Genomic DNA, 15,099 nt, shown 5'->3' with positions numbered 1-15,099 from the left:
TGCGTAGGCACGGCACGTCCGCGGCTCATCCCAGGTGGGCCTGAGCTCCCGAGTTCTGGCGATCGGTGCGTTCGAGTCGACCTTCGGTCATTGAGGCGATCTGGTCGACGATCACCCGCAGGCGCGCATCGTCGTCGGCCGCCTCCTGCCACAGCGGCACGAAGATCGGGTCGAGTCCACCCGGCGCCGCAGCGGTCAGCCAAACCGCGACCCGGTGGATTCGCTCACGCTGACGGTGCTGGGACGCCTTGTGCCGCTCGTTGGAGAAGATGAACCGCAGCGCCAAGGTCTTGAGGATCGCGACCTCGGCGGCCACGAGCGGGGAGACGGTCAACTCGGCGTCGTAGCGGGCCACCGACCGGTCGCCGACGATCGCGCGTGTGCCGGTGATCGCGGCCGACGCGAATCGACCGATGAGCTCGCTCGTCAGGCGCTTGAGCGCGACCGCGCTGTCCAGGCTGCCGTCGTATCCGCCTGCGGCGTTGACGATCTCCATCCGCGAAAGCCGTTGGGCGGCATCGATCAGCGCGCCCGCCTCGAGTCCGTCGAACTCGCGGACGCCGATGTCGGCGAGGGCGCGCTGGTCGGTGGGATCACCGAGAGTCCGCAGATCGATGCGATCGGCGATCACCCCGTCCTCGAGGTCGTGCACCGAATAGGCGACGTCGTCGGACCAGTCCATGACCTGCGCCTCGAGGCACTGCCGGATACCCGGGGCATCCTGGCGAATCCACGCGAGGGCCGCCGCGTCGTCGTCGTAGGCCCCGAACTTGGTGCCCGGGCCCGATCGGGCCCACGGGTACTTGAGGGTGGAGTCGAGCGACGCACGGGTGAGATTCAGACCCGCGCTGCGACCGGCCGCGTCGAGGAGTTTCGGCTCGAGCCGGGTCAGGATGCGCAGATTCTGGGCGTTGCCCTCGAACCCGCCGATCTCGGCGGCGACCTCGTCGAGCGCCCGCTCACCGTTGTGCCCGTAGGGCGGATGGCCGATGTCGTGGGCCAGACCGGCGAGTTCCACCAGGTCGGGTTCGCATCCGAGTCCGATCGCGATTCCGCGACCGATCTGCCCCACCTCGAGGGAGTGGGTCAGTCGGGTTCGCGGGGTGTCGCCCTCCCGCGGCCCGACGACCTGCGTCTTGTCCGCCAGCCGACGCAACGCCGCCGAATGCAGGACACGGGCCCGGTCGCGCGCGAAATCGCTGCGATGGTCGGTGCGGGTACCGGGCAGGCTCGCCACTTTGGGCGCCTCCGGCACGATCCGTTCGACGGCCTCGTCGCGATAGTCGGCCGTCGGCGGGATGGCGGGCACACCGGTGGTGCTAGTCAAGCACCCAACCCCGGCCGACCGCGAAGTCGGTGACACGCTGGCGGATCGCCACGATCTGGGCCGCCGTCAGGTCGTCGGCGGAGTCGAGCAGCAGCTCGGTGAGCTCCTCGGTGAACGACGCCGCGTCGAGCGACCCGCCGCCGCCACGCGGGCGTCGGGACCGATCGCGATCGCGGTCTCGATCGTGCGAACGACCGTGATCGTGATTGTCGCGTCGATGCCCGCGGAAACCGCCGCCGGACTCGTCGGCCGGTGCGGCCTCGGTGACCGCGACGTTGACCGCCTTGGTGCCCCGGTCGGTCTCCTCGATGTCGAACTCGACCTTGGCGCCCGGCTTGAGCGCGTTCTCGTCGATGTCGATGTCGTTGATGTGCAGGAATACATCGGCCCCGCCCGCTTCCGGTGCGAGGAACCCGAATCCCCGATTCGCGTCGTAATGGACGACCTTGCCGCTGACGGACACTGCTGCACTCACTCTCCTCGCCGCTCCCTCCCCGGACCCCATGCCCGGGCGCGCGGCAACTCCACACTCAACTATGACAGATATCCGCAGGTCGCACGACGCGGCGAAGACCTACGGGCGACGACCTCAGGCGCCGAGGAGCTTGCCGCCGAGGTACTCGACCACCTTGTCGAGGGCGACCCGCTCCTGGCTCATGGTGTCGCGCTCACGGACGGTGACCGCCTGGTCGTCGAGGGTGTCGAAGTCGACGGTCACACAGAACGGCGTGCCGATCTCGTCCTGGCGGCGATAGCGCTTGCCGATCCCCTGCGCGTCGTCGAAGTCCACGTTCCAGTGCTTGCGCAGCTCCGTCGCGAGATCCTTCGCCTTGGGCGACAGCTTCTCGTTGCGCGACAGCGGGAGCACCGCGGCCTTGACCGGCGCGAGCCGCCGGTCAAGCCGCAAGACCGTGCGGGTGTCGGTGCCGCCCTTGGCATTCGGCACCTCTTCCTCGGTGTAGGCGTCGCACAGGAACGCCATCAGCGACCGAGTCAGACCCGCGGCCGGCTCGATGACGTACGGCGTGTAGCGCTCACCCGAGGCCTGGTCGAAGAACGAGAGATCCTCGCCGGAGTGTTTGCTGTGGGTCGACAGGTCGAAGTCGGTCCGGTTCGCGACGCCCTCGAGCTCGCCCCACGGGTTGCCGGAGAAGCCGAACTTGTACTCGACGTCGACCGTGCGCTTCGAATAGTGCGACAGCTTGTCCTGCGCATGCTCGTACAGGCGCAGGTTCTCCGGATCGATCCCCAGGTCCACGTACCAGTCGAAACGCTGGTCGATCCAGTACTGGTGCCACTCCTCGTCCTCGCCCGGCTTGACGAAGAACTCCATCTCCATCTGCTCGAACTCGCGGGTCCGGAAGATGAAGTTGCCCGGGGTGATCTCGTTGCGGAAGCTCTTGCCGATCTGGGCGATACCGAACGGCGGCTTCTTACGAGCCGTGGTCATCACGTTCTTGAAGTTCACGAAGATGCCCTGCGCGGTCTCCGGACGGAGGTAGTGCAGGCCCTCTTCGTCGTCGACGGGTCCGAGGAACGTCTTCAGCAGGCCACTGAACGCCCTCGGCTCGGTCCACTTGCCCGGCTGCCCCGTCTCCGGGTCGTTGATGTCGGCGAGCCCATTGGCCGGCGGATGGCCGTGCTTGATCTCGTACGCCTCGATCAGGTGATCCGCACGGTAACGCTTGTGCGTGTGCAGCGATTCGACGAGCGGATCGGTGAACACCTCCACGTGACCGGAGGCCTCCCACACGCGTCGCGGCAGGATGACCGACGAGTCGAGTCCGACGATGTCGTCGCGGCTGGTGACCATCGACCGCCACCATTGGCGCTTGATGTTCTCCTTCACCTCGACGCCCAGCGGGCCGTAGTCCCACGCAGACCTCGTGCCGCCGTAGATCTCTCCGCTCGGGAACACCAGACCTCGACGCTTGGCGAGATTGACGACGGCTTCGACGCGGTTGGACTGGGCGGCCACGGTTAACTGATCTCCAACGAGTAGGCGGGCAGGTCTGGTTCGGCGTCGACGGTGTCGTCGGCGGACGATCGTCCAGCTGAGGACACGGCAACCCCTACAGGGTAGCCGCAGCATCGTGCGACGACGGAATCGCAGCCGACCCACACACACCGACACCGGCCGATCGGGGTTCGACGCCGCGCCGATCCGATCGGGCGCCCGCCTACCCTGGTGCCGTGATGCGGGTGTACGTGAGCGATCGGACCGGGAAGAACTCGGTGCGCCTGCTCGCCCTCGGGATGGCGGTCGCCGCCACGGCGGCGTGCGGCGCACCGGGCGGCGAGAACCATGGCGGACCGTCGACCCCGGCGTCCTCGTCATCGTCGTCGATGTCCGGGGTGGTCAACGACCTGAATCCGGACGCTTTGGCATCGGCGGTGACCGGTCGGGCGGTGACCGGACACATTCGGGCGCTGCAGTCGATCGCCGATGCGCACGGGGGCAACCGGGCGGCGGGGACACCCGGCTACGACGCCTCGGTCGATCATGTCGCGCAGACACTGCGTGATGCGGGTTTCGACGTCACCACCCCGCGGTTCGACTTTCCGCGTTTCGATGCCGGGACGACGACTCTGACCGCCGACGCCGCCGACGTGCGCGCGACGCCTCTGCAGTACACGCGAGGCACCGACGGGAGGCCGGTGTCGGCTCCTGCGCGGGCCGTCGACCGGGTCGGTTGCGCCCCCGGCGACTATCCGGCCGACAGCCGCGGCGCGGTGGTCGTCGTCGGGCGCGGCGAGTGCACGTTCACCCGGAAGGCAGACCTGGCCACTGCTGCCGGTGCCGTCGGGATGGTGGTCGTGAACTCCTCGGACGATCCGCTCGCCGGCGCCACCCTCGGACCGGACAACAACACCTCGATCCCCGTGGTCGGCGTCGACCGCGGCGCCGGCGGCCGGCTGCGGGACGCGCGGTCGGTCACCCTGTCGACGACGGCTCGGACCACAACCGTCACGTCCCGATCGGTGATCGCCCAGACCCGGACCGGGGCGCACGATGACGTCGTCATGGCGGGTGCCCACCTCGACAGTGTGGACGCGGGTCCCGGCATCAATGACAACGCCACCGGTACCGCAGCAGTTCTCGAGACGGCGTTACGGATGGGTCCGACGCCGTCGGTGTCCCGCGGGGTGCGCTTCGCGTTCTGGGGTGCCGAGGAGGAAGGACTGATCGGGTCCGGTCGCTATGTCGAGTCGCTCGACGACAATGCCCGCGAGTCGATCTCCGCCTATCTGAACTTCGACATGCTCGGCTCGCCGAACGCGGGGTTCTTCGTCCTCGACGGCGACGACTCCGACAAGCGCGGCGCCGGCCCGGGACCATCGGGGTCGGATCGGATCGAGGCCGTGTTCCGACGCTTCTACGAGAGCAGACGGATACCGACCGCGCCAGCAGATCTGGTCGGGCGGTCGGATTACGCACCGTTCGCCGAGGCCGGGATCCCGATCGGTGGTACGGAGACCGGCGCCGAGCAGCGGAAGTCCGCCGATGAGGCGCAGAAGTGGGGTGGCCGGGCGGGTGCCCCGTTCGATCCGAGCTATCACAGCGCCCGCGACACGGTCGACAACGTGAACACCGACGCGCTGGCGATCTCCGCCTCCGGCGTCGGCTACGCGGTGGCGACATGCGCGCTGTCGTCGGGACCCGATATCTGCTGACAGCGGGCCGACGGGTTCGCCGCCCGCGGCGCGAGTCAAATGAAAACGACTTCCCTTAGTATGGAGGCGATGAAGTCGTCAGATCGTGATTGCGCAGCCACCGGCCCGGACCCCGTCGCGGGTCCGGCGGATTGTGAGGCGGCCAGCGATCTGTTGCGCGCGCTCGCCTCGCCCACCCGGGTCGCGATCGTGCTGCTCCTGCGCACGCGGCCCCAGTGCGTTCACGAGATGGTGGGCTCGCTGGCGCTGAGTCAGCCGCTGGTCAGCCAGCATCTGCGGGTACTGAAGGACGCCGGAGTCGTGCGGGGCAACCGCAACGGTCGCGAGATCATGTACGAACTCGTCGATGAGCACCTCGCGCACATCGTCACCGATGCACTCGTGCACGCCATGGAGGAACCCATCGGTTCCGGCACCGCCGACGACCGGGCGGTGCCGTCGTGACCACGCAACCGGACCGTCCGGTGACGGGTGTGCGCTCGACACGGCAACGGGCCGCCATCGCCGATGCCCTCGCCGCCGGGGACGACTTCGTCTCCGCGCAGGAGTTGCACGATCAGTTGAAGGCCCGCGGCGAGTCGATCGGGCTGACGACCGTGTACCGGAATCTGCAGGCGCTGAGCCAGTCAGGTCAGATCGACGTGCTGTGGGACGGCTCGGGAGAGACCCGCTACCGGCACTGCTCCTCCGGCCATCATCATCACCTCGTGTGTCGCCGGTGTGGGACGACCGTCGAGGTGCAGGCCGAGCCCGTCGAGAAATGGGCCGCCGGCGTCGCCGCCGAGCACGGTTTCACCGACATCAACCACACCGTCGAGGTCTTCGGCTATTGCGGTGGCTGCCGCTAGCGCGAGCCTCACCGATCCCTCAGGAGCGAGCCTGCGAGCATCACGAAGCACCCTGCCCTCCGGTCAATCGGACCGCGACGTCCGCACCGGCCGACAACACCATGTGCAGCACCGTCAGCAACGGGATGTCGTCGAGTGATCCGGCGGGAAATGTGTAGTACTGCAACACATCTGTGGTGACACCTGCGGGATCGGAACGTCGCAGCGCGCCCAGACTCAGCTGGCTGTCGTAGCTCTCCACGTCGTCGCGCAGACCATCGGTGTTCGGTAGGTTCACCGCGACGAGTTGGGTCACCGTGAGGACCTCGAGTCCGGGGGCGAGGCTCAATGCCCGGATCGACGATCTCGTCGAACCGACCTGCGCCACAACTGAATCCCGGTCGACATCGCCGACCTCACCGAACTCGCCGACGAGGGCGACCACCCGGGTCAGCAGTTCCGACGCGGCTGCAGCGGAGTCGGTCATCTCGGCATGACCCCGCCGAAACGTCGGTCACGGGAGGCGTACTCGACGCATGCCGCCCACAGGTCGCGACGATCGAAGTCGGGAAACAGCTTCTCCTGGTAGACCATCTCGGCGTAGGCCGACTGCCACAGCAGGAAGTTGGAGATCCGCTGCTCCCCCGACGGGCGGAGGAACAGGTCGACGTCGGGCATGTCCGGTTCGTCGAGATAGCGCGCGAACGATGCCTCGGTGACCCGCTCCGGATCGAGCTGTCCGGCCGCGGCGCGGCGCGCGATCTCTTTTGCGGCATCAGCGATCTCGGCGCGACCGCCGTAATTGACGCACATCGTCAGGGTCATCACGGTGTTGTCGCGGGTCATCTCCTCGGCGATCTCGAGCTCTCGGATCACGCTGCGCCACAGTCGCGGTCGGCGACCGGCCCATCGCACGCGCACACCCATCTCGTTCATCTCGTCACGCCGACGACGGATGACATCCCGGTTGAAGCCCATCAGGAAACGCACCTCATCGGGGCTACGCGACCAGTTCTCGGTGGAGAACGCGTAGGCGGACAGCCACGTGACGCCGAGTTCGATGCAGCCGCAGACGGTGTCCATCAAGACGGCCTCACCGCGCTTGTGCCCCTCGGTCCGAGGCAGTCCGCGATCCTGGGCCCATCGTCCGTTGCCGTCCATCACCAGGGCGACATGCCGTGGGATCAGCTCGGGCTGGAGGTTCGGCGGTTGGGCACCGCTGGGATGTGGATCGGGCGGTCGGACGGGGACGGGTTCCGGTCGGGCCTGTCGACTCCCGGATCGTGAACCGGGTCGTAACGCCATCAACCGTCTCCTCTCATGCGGTGTCCACCAGCCTATGAGGTGCCTCGCGCTCGATGAGCGGCAGGGTTCGCAACTGGCGCTCGAGATGCCATTGCAGATGAGCCGCGGTGAGGCCGCTCGCCTGACGCTGCATCGAGGTGCTGATCCCGTCCGTGTGTTCCCAATGCCCGCGGAACAAGGCATCCATCAGATCGAGCACCCCCGGAGACGGTGTCGCCGAACCGGGCGGGCGGCAGTGGATGCACACCGCTCCACCGGCCGCGACGTGAAAGGCGCGATGGGGCCCAGGCTGGGCGCATCGGGCACAGACGTCCAATGTCGGCATCCACCCCGCGCAATGCATCGCCCGCAGGAGATAGGCATCCAGGATCAGTTCGTTCGGCCGTCGACTCTCGGCGAGCGCCGCGAGTGCCCCGACGGTGAGCCGATGCAGTTGAGCAGCGGGAGCGCGTTCTTCACCGGCGAGGCGCTCCGCGGTCTCCAGGACCGCGCAGGCCGTGGTGTACCGGCCATAGTCGGCGACGATCGTGTCGGCGAAGACGTGCAAGGTGTGGACCTGCGTCACGACGTCGAGATTGCGCCCCGGATAGAGGTGGACGTCGACGTGGGCGAACGGTTCGAGACGGGCGCCGAACTTGGAACGCGTCCGGCGCACCCCTTTGGCGACGGCGCGCACGAGTCCATGGTCCTGGGTGAGCAACGTGATGATCCGATCGGCCTCGCCCAGCTTGTGCTGGCGAAGCACGACGGCCTCATCCCGGTAGAACCTCACCGGGTCATTGTTCCACCGCCCACCGACAGTGGCCTACCCCGACACGTGACGATCCTCGGTCTCGTCTCCGGGGCGCACGGCCCCGATCCCGGCGACATGCGCCGCCGACGGCGTGGTGATCGTCGGCATACCCGTGCTGTCGGCGATCCGGGCGAGCCGTGGCGGCAATGTCATCCCACCCGGGAAGCGATGCCACCCCTTGCGGTCGTAGAGCTTGGTGCCGCCCCACCCGAGCAGCGCCCCGACGAGCAGACCGACCGCGCACTGGATGACCGATCGACCGAGGCCGGCGTCGAAGTCGGCGTCGAAATACAGGATCGCCCGGCACCCGAGATACACGACGTGCATGGGTTCGACCGCCGCGATCCATGCGAACAGGCGCGGAGAGGCCTCGAGCGGCACGGTGCCGCCCGACGACGGCAGACCGAGGATCACGAAGAAGATCAGATTGACCAACAGGCCGGGATTGCCGAACACCGCCATCATCGCGCTCGCCGAGATCCCGACGGCCGAGATGGCGAGCACCGAGAACATCCACAGCGAGAACGCATTCGGCAGGGACGTGCCGACCGCGGTACACACTCCGATGAACAGCGCCGACTGTACGATCGCGACGAGCACCATGACCGTCCACTTCGCGGCGAGCGTCCCCCAGCGGGAGATCGCGAGTCGTTGGCGCAGTTGGTAGAACGGGCCGTACTCGATGGGTGTCTGGCCGAGCATGCCGTCGACGACGATGCTCACCATCATCGCCCCGGTGAAGCCCGCCAGGATGAGCAGCAATGTGTAGTAGAACGCCGACAACCCGTTTCCGGAGCCGTCGGGCAGCGGAGTGGGCTCGACGACCTTCACGTCGACCGGATTCGACAACGCCAGTTGCGCAGCGCCACTGAACGGGACGTCCGCCCGGACCAGCGATTGCCGGACGGTGGCCGTCAGACGTTCTCCCACCTGCGCGTTGACCTGCGTCGACAACTCGTCGGCGAAGGTCGTCGTGACCGCGGACGCGAAGGTCCCGGAACCGCGGTTGATGAACACGTCGATCGCCATCGGGTCCGGTTTGGCCTGGAGAACCGCCGCCCGACCGAGGCTCACCGCGCGGTTGGTGAAGTTGGGGCCGATCACGACGACCCCGTAGGCCTTACCCGAGTTCAGGTCGTTGAGGGCGGTGACGCGGTCGGTGCGATGCAGGGCGATGCCACTCTTCGCCGCCGTCGGCACCATCGCGTCGGCGACCTGATCACCGAAGTTCTGTTTCGTCGTGCCACCGTCCGGGTTGTCGACCTCACCGCCACGATCCTCGTTCACCAGAGCGATCGGGAAATCGTGCAGGTTCTTCTGCGGATCGGCGACGGCGCCCATGTACAGCGCGGCCATCAGCGACATGATGACGACGACCAGGATCAGCGGTGCCAGCCAGAAGCGCGGTGAGCGCAACACGCCGGCGATCGTCGTGCCCGCCTCGGCATCGTGAGCGGGCGTCGAGTGCATGCCCTGACCCACCTGCTCGACCGCGGCGTCGCCGTCGTCGGAGTTCTCGTGTCTGCCCATCTCGCTCTCCCCTCGATCGCCGACCGACTCCGCTCTTCTAGAAGCCCATGCGTCCCAACTGTTTCGGATCGCGCTGCCAGTCCTTGGCGACCTTCACGTGGAGATCGAGGTACACCTTCGTGCCGAGCAGCTTCTCGATCTGCGCGCGCGCGACGGTCCCGACCTCCTTGAGGCGGGCACCTCGATGGCCGATGATGATCCCTTTCTGGCTGTCCCGCTCGACGTAGAGGAGCGCGTGCACATCGATCATCCTCGGGCCGGCGGTGGACTCCTGGTCGTGTCCGGCGTCGTCGTGGTCGGTGTCGGCCCGGGTAACGGTGTTGTGGTCGCCGTCGGGATCGCCGCGCGGGATGATCTCCTCGATCACCACCGCCAGCGAGTGCGGCAGCTCATCGCGGACGCCTTCGAGGGCCGCCTCGCGGATGAACTCCGCCATCAGGACCTCTTCGGGCTCGTCGGTGAGCTCGCCGTCAGGGTAGAACGCGGGGCCGGGTTCCATGAGACCGACCAGCACGTCGGTGAGGACGTCGAGCTGCTTGCCCGACTTCGCGGACACGGGAACGACTTCCGACGTCGGTCCGAGCAATTCGGAGAGCGCCACCAGCTGCGAGGCCACCTTGTCGCGGGTCACCCGGTCGATCTTGGTGACGACGCCGAGAATCGTGGTGCGGGGGGCCATCTGACGCACCTGCGAGACGATCCACCGGTCCCCCGGGCCGATGGACTCGTCGGCGGGCACGCAGACGCAGATGACGTCGACCTCGGAGTAGGTGTCGCGGACCAGATCGTTGAGGCGTTGCCCGAGAAGCGTACGCGGGCGGTGGAGTCCGGGCGTGTCGACCAGGATCAGCTGCGCGTCATCACGATTCACGATCCCGCGGATCGTGTGTCGAGTGGTCTGGGGACGGTTGGAGGTGATGGCGATCTTCTCGCCGACCAATGCGTTGGTCAACGTCGACTTGCCTGTGTTGGGCCTGCCGACGAAACAGACGAAGCCGGACCGGAACTCGGTCATCCTCGGCCGTCCGTGCGGCCGGTGGGCGTGCCCGACAGATCGGTCACCACCGCGTAGGCGGACGGCGTGATCTCGGCCAGGGTGGCCATCCCGGGGTCGTCGGCGTCGCCGTTCACCAGCACGGCGGCCTCGAAGGCCTGCGCCCCGCTCGAGAGGGCCGTCGCAACCGCGACCTGTAGACCGGAGAGCGTGAGCGTCGACGTCGTCACCGGTGCGCCGGCATAGGTACGGCCGTCACCGTCGCGGACGGCCGCCGCCGACGGCGTCTCGGCGCGGGCGAGGGCACCTCGGGCCAGTACGACGAGCTTCTGGTCCTCGTCGGACAGGTCGGGCTGTCCGCTCGGGGATGGGGTCACTGTCGGTCCTCGCTGTTGTCGTGGTCGTCGGCGCGCGAACGGTCGGAGGAACGTCCGCGGCTGGACATGGAGTATTCCGTACCGTTGGGCGTCTCGGGGCGATCGTCGACGGCCATGTCGCTGTCCGTGTCGTCACGGTCGTCGTCGGGCGTGGCGTCGGTCTCGGGTTCGTCGATACGACTGGCCAACACGGTGATGATGCGCTGACGACCCCGGCGGTTCGGTCCGCCCTCGGCGATCAACAGCAGACCATCGGACTCGACCCGCGCTCCCGGCAACGGCACACGACCGAGTTCGAGACCGATGAGACCGCCCACCGTCTCGACCTCGTCGTCATCGATGTCCAGGCCGAAGAGTTCGCCGAGGTCCTCGACGGGCAGTCGCGCCGACACCCGGTAGGAGCCGTCGCCGAGATCCTCGATCGGGGCGACCTCGTCCGTGTCGTACTCGTCGGTGATCTCGCCGACGATCTCCTCCAGCACGTCCTCGATGGTGACCAGTCCGGCGATGCCGCCGTACTCGTCCACGAGCAGCGCCATGTGGTTACGCGTGCGCTGCATGTCGGCGAGCACCTTGTCCAGGGGCTTGGAGTCGGGGATGAACTGGGCGTCTCGCATCACGTCGTCGACACGCCCGGAGAGCTGCTGCGCGCTACCGGCGACGAGGTCCTTGAGGTAGACGACGCCGACGATGTCGTCGGGGTTCTCTCCGATCACCGGAATCCGCGAATGTCCCGAACGCACGGCCAGGTTCATCGCCTGGGCGGCCGTCTTGTCGCGCTCGATCCAGATCATCTCGGGACGCGGCACCATCACCTCGCGCGCGTTCGTGTCACCGAGATCGAACACCGACTGGATCATCCGCCGCTCATCGGCGGCGACGACGCCGCTGGCCTCTGCGAGATCGACGACCTCGCGCAGTTCGACCTCGGTCGCGAACGGACCGTTGCGATACCCCTTGCCCGGGGTCACGGCGTTGCCCACCAGGATGAGCAATCGCGTGACCGGCTTGAGCAGCAGGCCGATTGCCTGCACGACGATCGCCGAGGACAACGCGATCGTGTAGGCGTGCTGCCGTCCGAGGGTGCGCGGCCCGACGCCGACGGCCACATACGACACGACCGCCATCCCGACGATGGTGGTGAACAGACCCCACCCCACGCCGAGCGAATCGGTGAGGACCAGCGCGATGAGGGCCACCGAGGCCGTCTCACACGTCACCCGCAACAACACGGCCAGACCCACATAGGTACCGCGTCCCTGCAACACGGAGGCCAACCGGATCGCGCCCGCACGCTGCTCTTTGACCATGTCCTCGACCCGTGCGATGGACACGGTCGACAAGGCGGCGTCGATGGCGGCGAAGATCCCGCCCAGCGGCACCAGGAGCAGTGCGGCCACGACGAACCAGACGTCGTCGGGCACCCTCACTCCTCCTCGCGCGCGGCGTTCTCGGGCAGAGCGGTCTCGGCGAAACCGATGTTGGTCAACAGCTTGGTGTCCCGATCCGACTGACGGCGATTCTGTGCCAGTCGATGACGTTCGGCGTAGAAGTCCTCGAGGATCCGGTTCTGCAGCCCGAACATCTCCTTCTCCTCCTCCGGCTCGGCGTGGTCGTAGCCGAGGAGATGCAAGACACCGTGGATGGTCAGCATCGACAACTCGTGCTCGAACGAACGGCGCGCCGACTTCGCCTGCTGTGCCGCGAACTCCGGACAGAGCACGATGTCACCGAGGATCGCCGGACCCGGCTCGGCCGCATCCGGACGACCTCCCGGGACCAACTCGTCCATCGGGAAGCTCATCACGTCCGTCGGTCCGGGCAGATCCATCCACTGCATGTGCATGTCGGCCATCGCGTCCTCGTCGACGAGGAGCACCGACAACTCGGCCGCCGGATTCACGTCCATCGCCACGATCGCGAACCGCGCCGCGGCGATGATCAGGTCGTCGGGGACCTCGACCCCGGATTCGTTCGCCAGCTCGATGCTCATGACCGACGCCCGTGGGTCGCCGCGCGTCGGGACGCACGGTTGCCCGGCAGCCGGTCGGCATCACGCAACCTGCCCCGGTCGTTCTCCTCGGCACGTCCGTACGCGTCGACAATGTCGGCGACCAGGCGGTGTCGGACGACGTCGGCACTTGTCAGGTGCGAGAAATGGATGTCGTCAATGCCGTCCAGGATGCGGGTCGCGGCGGTGAGCCCGCTCTGCGCGCCGCCCGGCAGATCCACCTGTGTGGTGTCACCGGTGACGACCACCTTGGACCCGAAACCGAGCCGGGTCAGGAACATCTTCATCTGCTCGCCGGTGGTGTTCTGCGCCTCGTCGAGGATGATGAAGGCATCATTGAGCGTGTTGTGGGTCAGCAGGAAGTCCTCGGTCACGTACAGCGAGTCCTCGGCGGCCACCCGGATGCACACGGACTCCTTCGTGCCCGCCTCCTCGATGCTCTCGATGTAGCGTTTGGGCTCCTTGGGCGCGCCCGCGTCGTACTTCGCTGCCTTGCGCGCGAGCCGGAACGGGGCGAGTCCCTTGGGGAGCCGGATGTCGAGCACGTGCGAATCATGCCGATAGGGCACGTCTCTTCCCCTCGCGTGGCAGGGCGTCCGGCCGGCCGCAGCGCGAGTGCGTGTGTAGACCACCCCGCCGAGTGACCGGACCAGGAAGGCCACGTCGTCGCGCAACCGATCGGAGGTCGTCGTGTACTGGACACGGCAGGTGCGGCCCGCCTGATCGACCGGTCCGCCATCGGTGTCGAGAAGACCCTGGAGAACCGCCAGCCGGACGTCGGCAGAGTTCTGCAGGTACCGCGGGGGCACGAACTTCGTCGCGGACTTGCTACCCCACAGGCCGAGCACACGCATCGCACCCGTGACGGGGTTCTCGATCGTGATGACCTCACCCGGACTGGTGATCCGGTTCAACACATAGTCCACATCCGACTTCCGCCGGGCCCGGATGCCTGGGACCGCCTCGACCAGCGCCTCGACAAGGTCCGGGTCAGCGGTCGTGAACGACGGTGTGGTCATGCCCGCCATGCAACCGTCGCCCAGCATCAGGCCGAGGGCGTATGGATCGAACGGCACAGGCCGGGCGTCGAACGACACCGGCGCGGAGAGAACGGGCAGCTCGTAGCGGTGGTAGTGCGCTGCTCGGAGGTTTCCGATCATCTCCTTGGCGGCGAGGACGCGAGGACCCTTGCCACGCCGACGATCGCCGCGTGTGTAGACCGACCACAGATGATCGGTCGAGCACAAGGTCGTCGCACCGTCCTGGGCGGTCACACGCACGATGTCCTTGAATCCCTGCGGGTACACGCCCAGCACCTCGGTCGGGGCCCCATTCGAGCCGATCACCTCGTCGCCCTCCACGAGGTCACCGATCGGACGGAAACCGGTCGGGGTGAGTACGCGCGTCGACAGGGGCTGCGCCCGACCACGCATATATGCCAGCGGCGCGACCTCGATGACCCCCGCCGCCATCAGCTTCGGGATCGCCTCGGGATCCATCATGTCGTGCAGCGCGTCGTACAGCGGCCGCAGATACGGATCGATCTTCTCGCTCAGCGTGCCGGGCAGGAAGCCGAGCCGCTCGCCGGCCTCGACCGCCGGACGCGTGAGGATGATGCGGTTGACCGACTTGGACTGCAAGGCCTGCACTGCCTTTGCCATCCCGAGGTAGGTCTTGCCCGTGCCGGCGGGTCCGAGACCGAAGACGATTGTGTTGTCGTCGATGGCGTCGACGTAGCGCTTCTGGTTGAGCGTCTTCGGCCGGATCGTCTTGCCGCGCCGCGAGATGATGTCGAGGGACAGCACGTCTGCGGGCGACTCCGCCGATCCCTCGGACAGCATCGAGACGCTGTGTCGCACGAGATCGGGGGTCAGCGGCGTACCGCGACCCACCAGATCGACGAGTTCGGCGATGACCCGCTCGGACGCGGCGACGTCGGCCGGCACACCGGTGAGGGTGACCTGGTTGCCACGGACATGGATGTCGGCGGGAAGCAACTGTTCGAGAGTGCGCAGATTGACGTCGCTGGTGCCGAGCAGACCGAAGACCACCTCGGGAGAGATTTCCACGTTGGAGGTGACAGATCGGCCCGCAGGAGTTCGGCTCGTCGGCGTGCTCACGTCGGGGTTGTCGTCACTCACGTATGAAATCACTCCTCAGGGGTCTTCTCGACGCATTCTTGTCGCCGGGATGCAGCCAGTCTAACGCGATCGAACCGCGCATCTCCCAGGCAATATTCCCGGGTCCGGGCATGCCGTTC

At 67.4% G+C, this 15,099-nt stretch carries 15 protein-coding genes; 3 read left to right on the top strand and 12 right to left on the bottom strand.

Going from position 1 to position 15,099, the window contains the following annotated elements; all coding sequences use genetic code 11:
• Window positions 1-25: 25 nt before the first annotated feature.
• The 3 genes from QSJ19_RS01430 to QSJ19_RS01420 all read right to left on the bottom strand — a co-directional run bounded on the left by QSJ19_RS01430 (window position 26) and on the right by QSJ19_RS01420 (window position 3,305).
• The gene (locus tag QSJ19_RS01430; RefSeq protein WP_286317917.1) at window positions 26-1,327 is read right to left on the bottom strand and encodes a deoxyguanosinetriphosphate triphosphohydrolase; all 1,302 of its coding nucleotides are present in this window, start codon (window positions 1,325-1,327) and stop codon (window positions 26-28) included.
• Window positions 1,320-1,790, bottom strand: a complete 471-nt coding sequence (locus tag QSJ19_RS01425) for a cold-shock protein (RefSeq protein ID WP_286318147.1) — start codon at window positions 1,788-1,790, stop codon at window positions 1,320-1,322. Before QSJ19_RS01425 ends, QSJ19_RS01430 begins: the two co-directional genes overlap by 8 nt.
• A 126-nt stretch (window positions 1,791-1,916) precedes the next feature.
• Window positions 1,917-3,305: a glycine--tRNA ligase gene (locus QSJ19_RS01420; protein WP_286317916.1), complete on the bottom strand. Its 1,389-nt coding sequence runs from the start codon at window positions 3,303-3,305 to the stop codon at window positions 1,917-1,919.
• A 218-nt stretch (window positions 3,306-3,523) separates the two neighbouring features.
• Between QSJ19_RS01420 and QSJ19_RS01415 the strand changes: the two genes are divergently transcribed.
• From QSJ19_RS01415 to QSJ19_RS01405, 3 genes are all read left to right on the top strand, one after another.
• Entirely contained in the window at window positions 3,524-5,002 is a 1,479-nt protein-coding gene (locus QSJ19_RS01415; RefSeq protein WP_286318146.1) for a M28 family peptidase, read from the top strand.
• 69 nt (window positions 5,003-5,071) lie between these two features.
• Window positions 5,072-5,446 carry an ArsR/SmtB family transcription factor gene (locus tag QSJ19_RS01410; protein ID WP_286317915.1) on the top strand — a complete coding sequence of 125 codons (375 nt, stop codon included), beginning with the start codon at window positions 5,072-5,074 and terminating at the stop codon, window positions 5,444-5,446.
• Window positions 5,443-5,850 (top strand): Fur family transcriptional regulator, encoded by a 408-nt coding sequence (locus tag QSJ19_RS01405; RefSeq protein ID WP_286317914.1) that lies wholly within the window; start codon window positions 5,443-5,445, stop codon window positions 5,848-5,850. Before QSJ19_RS01410 ends, QSJ19_RS01405 begins: the two co-directional genes overlap by 4 nt.
• Window positions 5,851-5,890: 40 nt before the next feature.
• On the opposite strand, the gene QSJ19_RS01400 is transcribed toward QSJ19_RS01405, so the two are convergent.
• Genes QSJ19_RS01400 through QSJ19_RS01360 form a run of 9 tightly spaced genes read right to left on the bottom strand, consistent with a single transcriptional unit; the run spans window position 5,891 to window position 14,980 of the window.
• Window positions 5,891-6,316 (bottom strand): hypothetical protein, encoded by a 426-nt coding sequence (locus tag QSJ19_RS01400; protein WP_286317913.1) that lies wholly within the window; start codon window positions 6,314-6,316, stop codon window positions 5,891-5,893.
• Window positions 6,313-7,134: an isoprenyl transferase gene (locus QSJ19_RS01395; protein ID WP_286317912.1), complete on the bottom strand. Its 822-nt coding sequence runs from the start codon at window positions 7,132-7,134 to the stop codon at window positions 6,313-6,315. The genes QSJ19_RS01400 and QSJ19_RS01395 overlap by 4 nt, the downstream gene beginning before the upstream one ends.
• A 13-nt stretch (window positions 7,135-7,147) precedes the next feature.
• Window positions 7,148-7,906: a DNA repair protein RecO gene (gene recO / locus QSJ19_RS01390; RefSeq protein WP_286317911.1), complete on the bottom strand. Its 759-nt coding sequence runs from the start codon at window positions 7,904-7,906 to the stop codon at window positions 7,148-7,150.
• Between the two features lie 33 nt (window positions 7,907-7,939).
• Entirely contained in the window at window positions 7,940-9,457 is a 1,518-nt protein-coding gene (locus QSJ19_RS01385; protein ID WP_502876060.1) for a YhgE/Pip domain-containing protein, read from the bottom strand.
• A gap of 37 nt (window positions 9,458-9,494) precedes the next feature.
• Window positions 9,495-10,472, bottom strand: coding sequence for a GTPase Era (gene era, locus QSJ19_RS01380; protein WP_286317910.1), 978 nt, complete (start codon window positions 10,470-10,472; stop codon window positions 9,495-9,497).
• Window positions 10,469-10,828 carry a cytidine deaminase-like protein gene (locus tag QSJ19_RS01375; protein ID WP_286317909.1) on the bottom strand — a complete coding sequence of 120 codons (360 nt, stop codon included), beginning with the start codon at window positions 10,826-10,828 and terminating at the stop codon, window positions 10,469-10,471. Before QSJ19_RS01375 ends, era begins: the two co-directional genes overlap by 4 nt.
• Window positions 10,825-12,252: a hemolysin family protein gene (locus QSJ19_RS01370; RefSeq protein ID WP_286317908.1), complete on the bottom strand. Its 1,428-nt coding sequence runs from the start codon at window positions 12,250-12,252 to the stop codon at window positions 10,825-10,827. The genes QSJ19_RS01375 and QSJ19_RS01370 overlap by 4 nt, the downstream gene beginning before the upstream one ends.
• Window positions 12,253-12,254: 2 nt before the next feature.
• A complete protein-coding gene (gene ybeY / locus QSJ19_RS01365) occupies window positions 12,255-12,821 on the bottom strand; it encodes an rRNA maturation RNase YbeY (RefSeq protein ID WP_286317907.1) in 567 nt (188 codons plus the stop codon).
• Complete coding sequence (locus tag QSJ19_RS01360; protein WP_286317906.1) at window positions 12,818-14,980, bottom strand: PhoH family protein; 2,163 nt, start codon at window positions 14,978-14,980, stop codon at window positions 12,818-12,820. The genes ybeY and QSJ19_RS01360 overlap by 4 nt, the downstream gene beginning before the upstream one ends.
• Between the last annotated feature and the right edge of the window lie 119 nt (window positions 14,981-15,099).

Source organism: Gordonia sp. ABSL11-1 (assembly GCF_030315685.1).
GTDB lineage: Bacteria > Actinomycetota > Actinomycetes > Mycobacteriales > Mycobacteriaceae > Gordonia.
The sequence above is the reverse complement of the archived record's forward strand: the minus strand, read 5'-3'. Positions and strand labels throughout refer to the sequence as shown.

Coding starts and splice junctions, on each gene's coding strand:
- QSJ19_RS01415 (WP_286318146.1), top strand. CDS start 3,524: ATGCGGGTGTACGTGAGCGATCGGACCGGGAAGAACTCGGTGCGCCTG.
- QSJ19_RS01410 (WP_286317915.1), top strand. CDS start 5,072: ATGAAGTCGTCAGATCGTGATTGCGCAGCCACCGGCCCGGACCCCGTC.
- QSJ19_RS01400 (WP_286317913.1), bottom strand. CDS start 6,316: ATGACCGACTCCGCTGCAGCCGCGTCGGAACTGCTGACCCGGGTGGTC.
- QSJ19_RS01395 (WP_286317912.1), bottom strand. CDS start 7,134: ATGGCGTTACGACCCGGTTCACGATCCGGGAGTCGACAGGCCCGACCG.
- QSJ19_RS01385 (WP_502876060.1), bottom strand. CDS start 9,457: ATGGGCAGACACGAGAACTCCGACGACGGCGACGCCGCGGTCGAGCAG.
- era (WP_286317910.1), bottom strand. CDS start 10,472: ATGACCGAGTTCCGGTCCGGCTTCGTCTGTTTCGTCGGCAGGCCCAAC.
- ybeY (WP_286317907.1), bottom strand. CDS start 12,821: ATGAGCATCGAGCTGGCGAACGAATCCGGGGTCGAGGTCCCCGACGAC.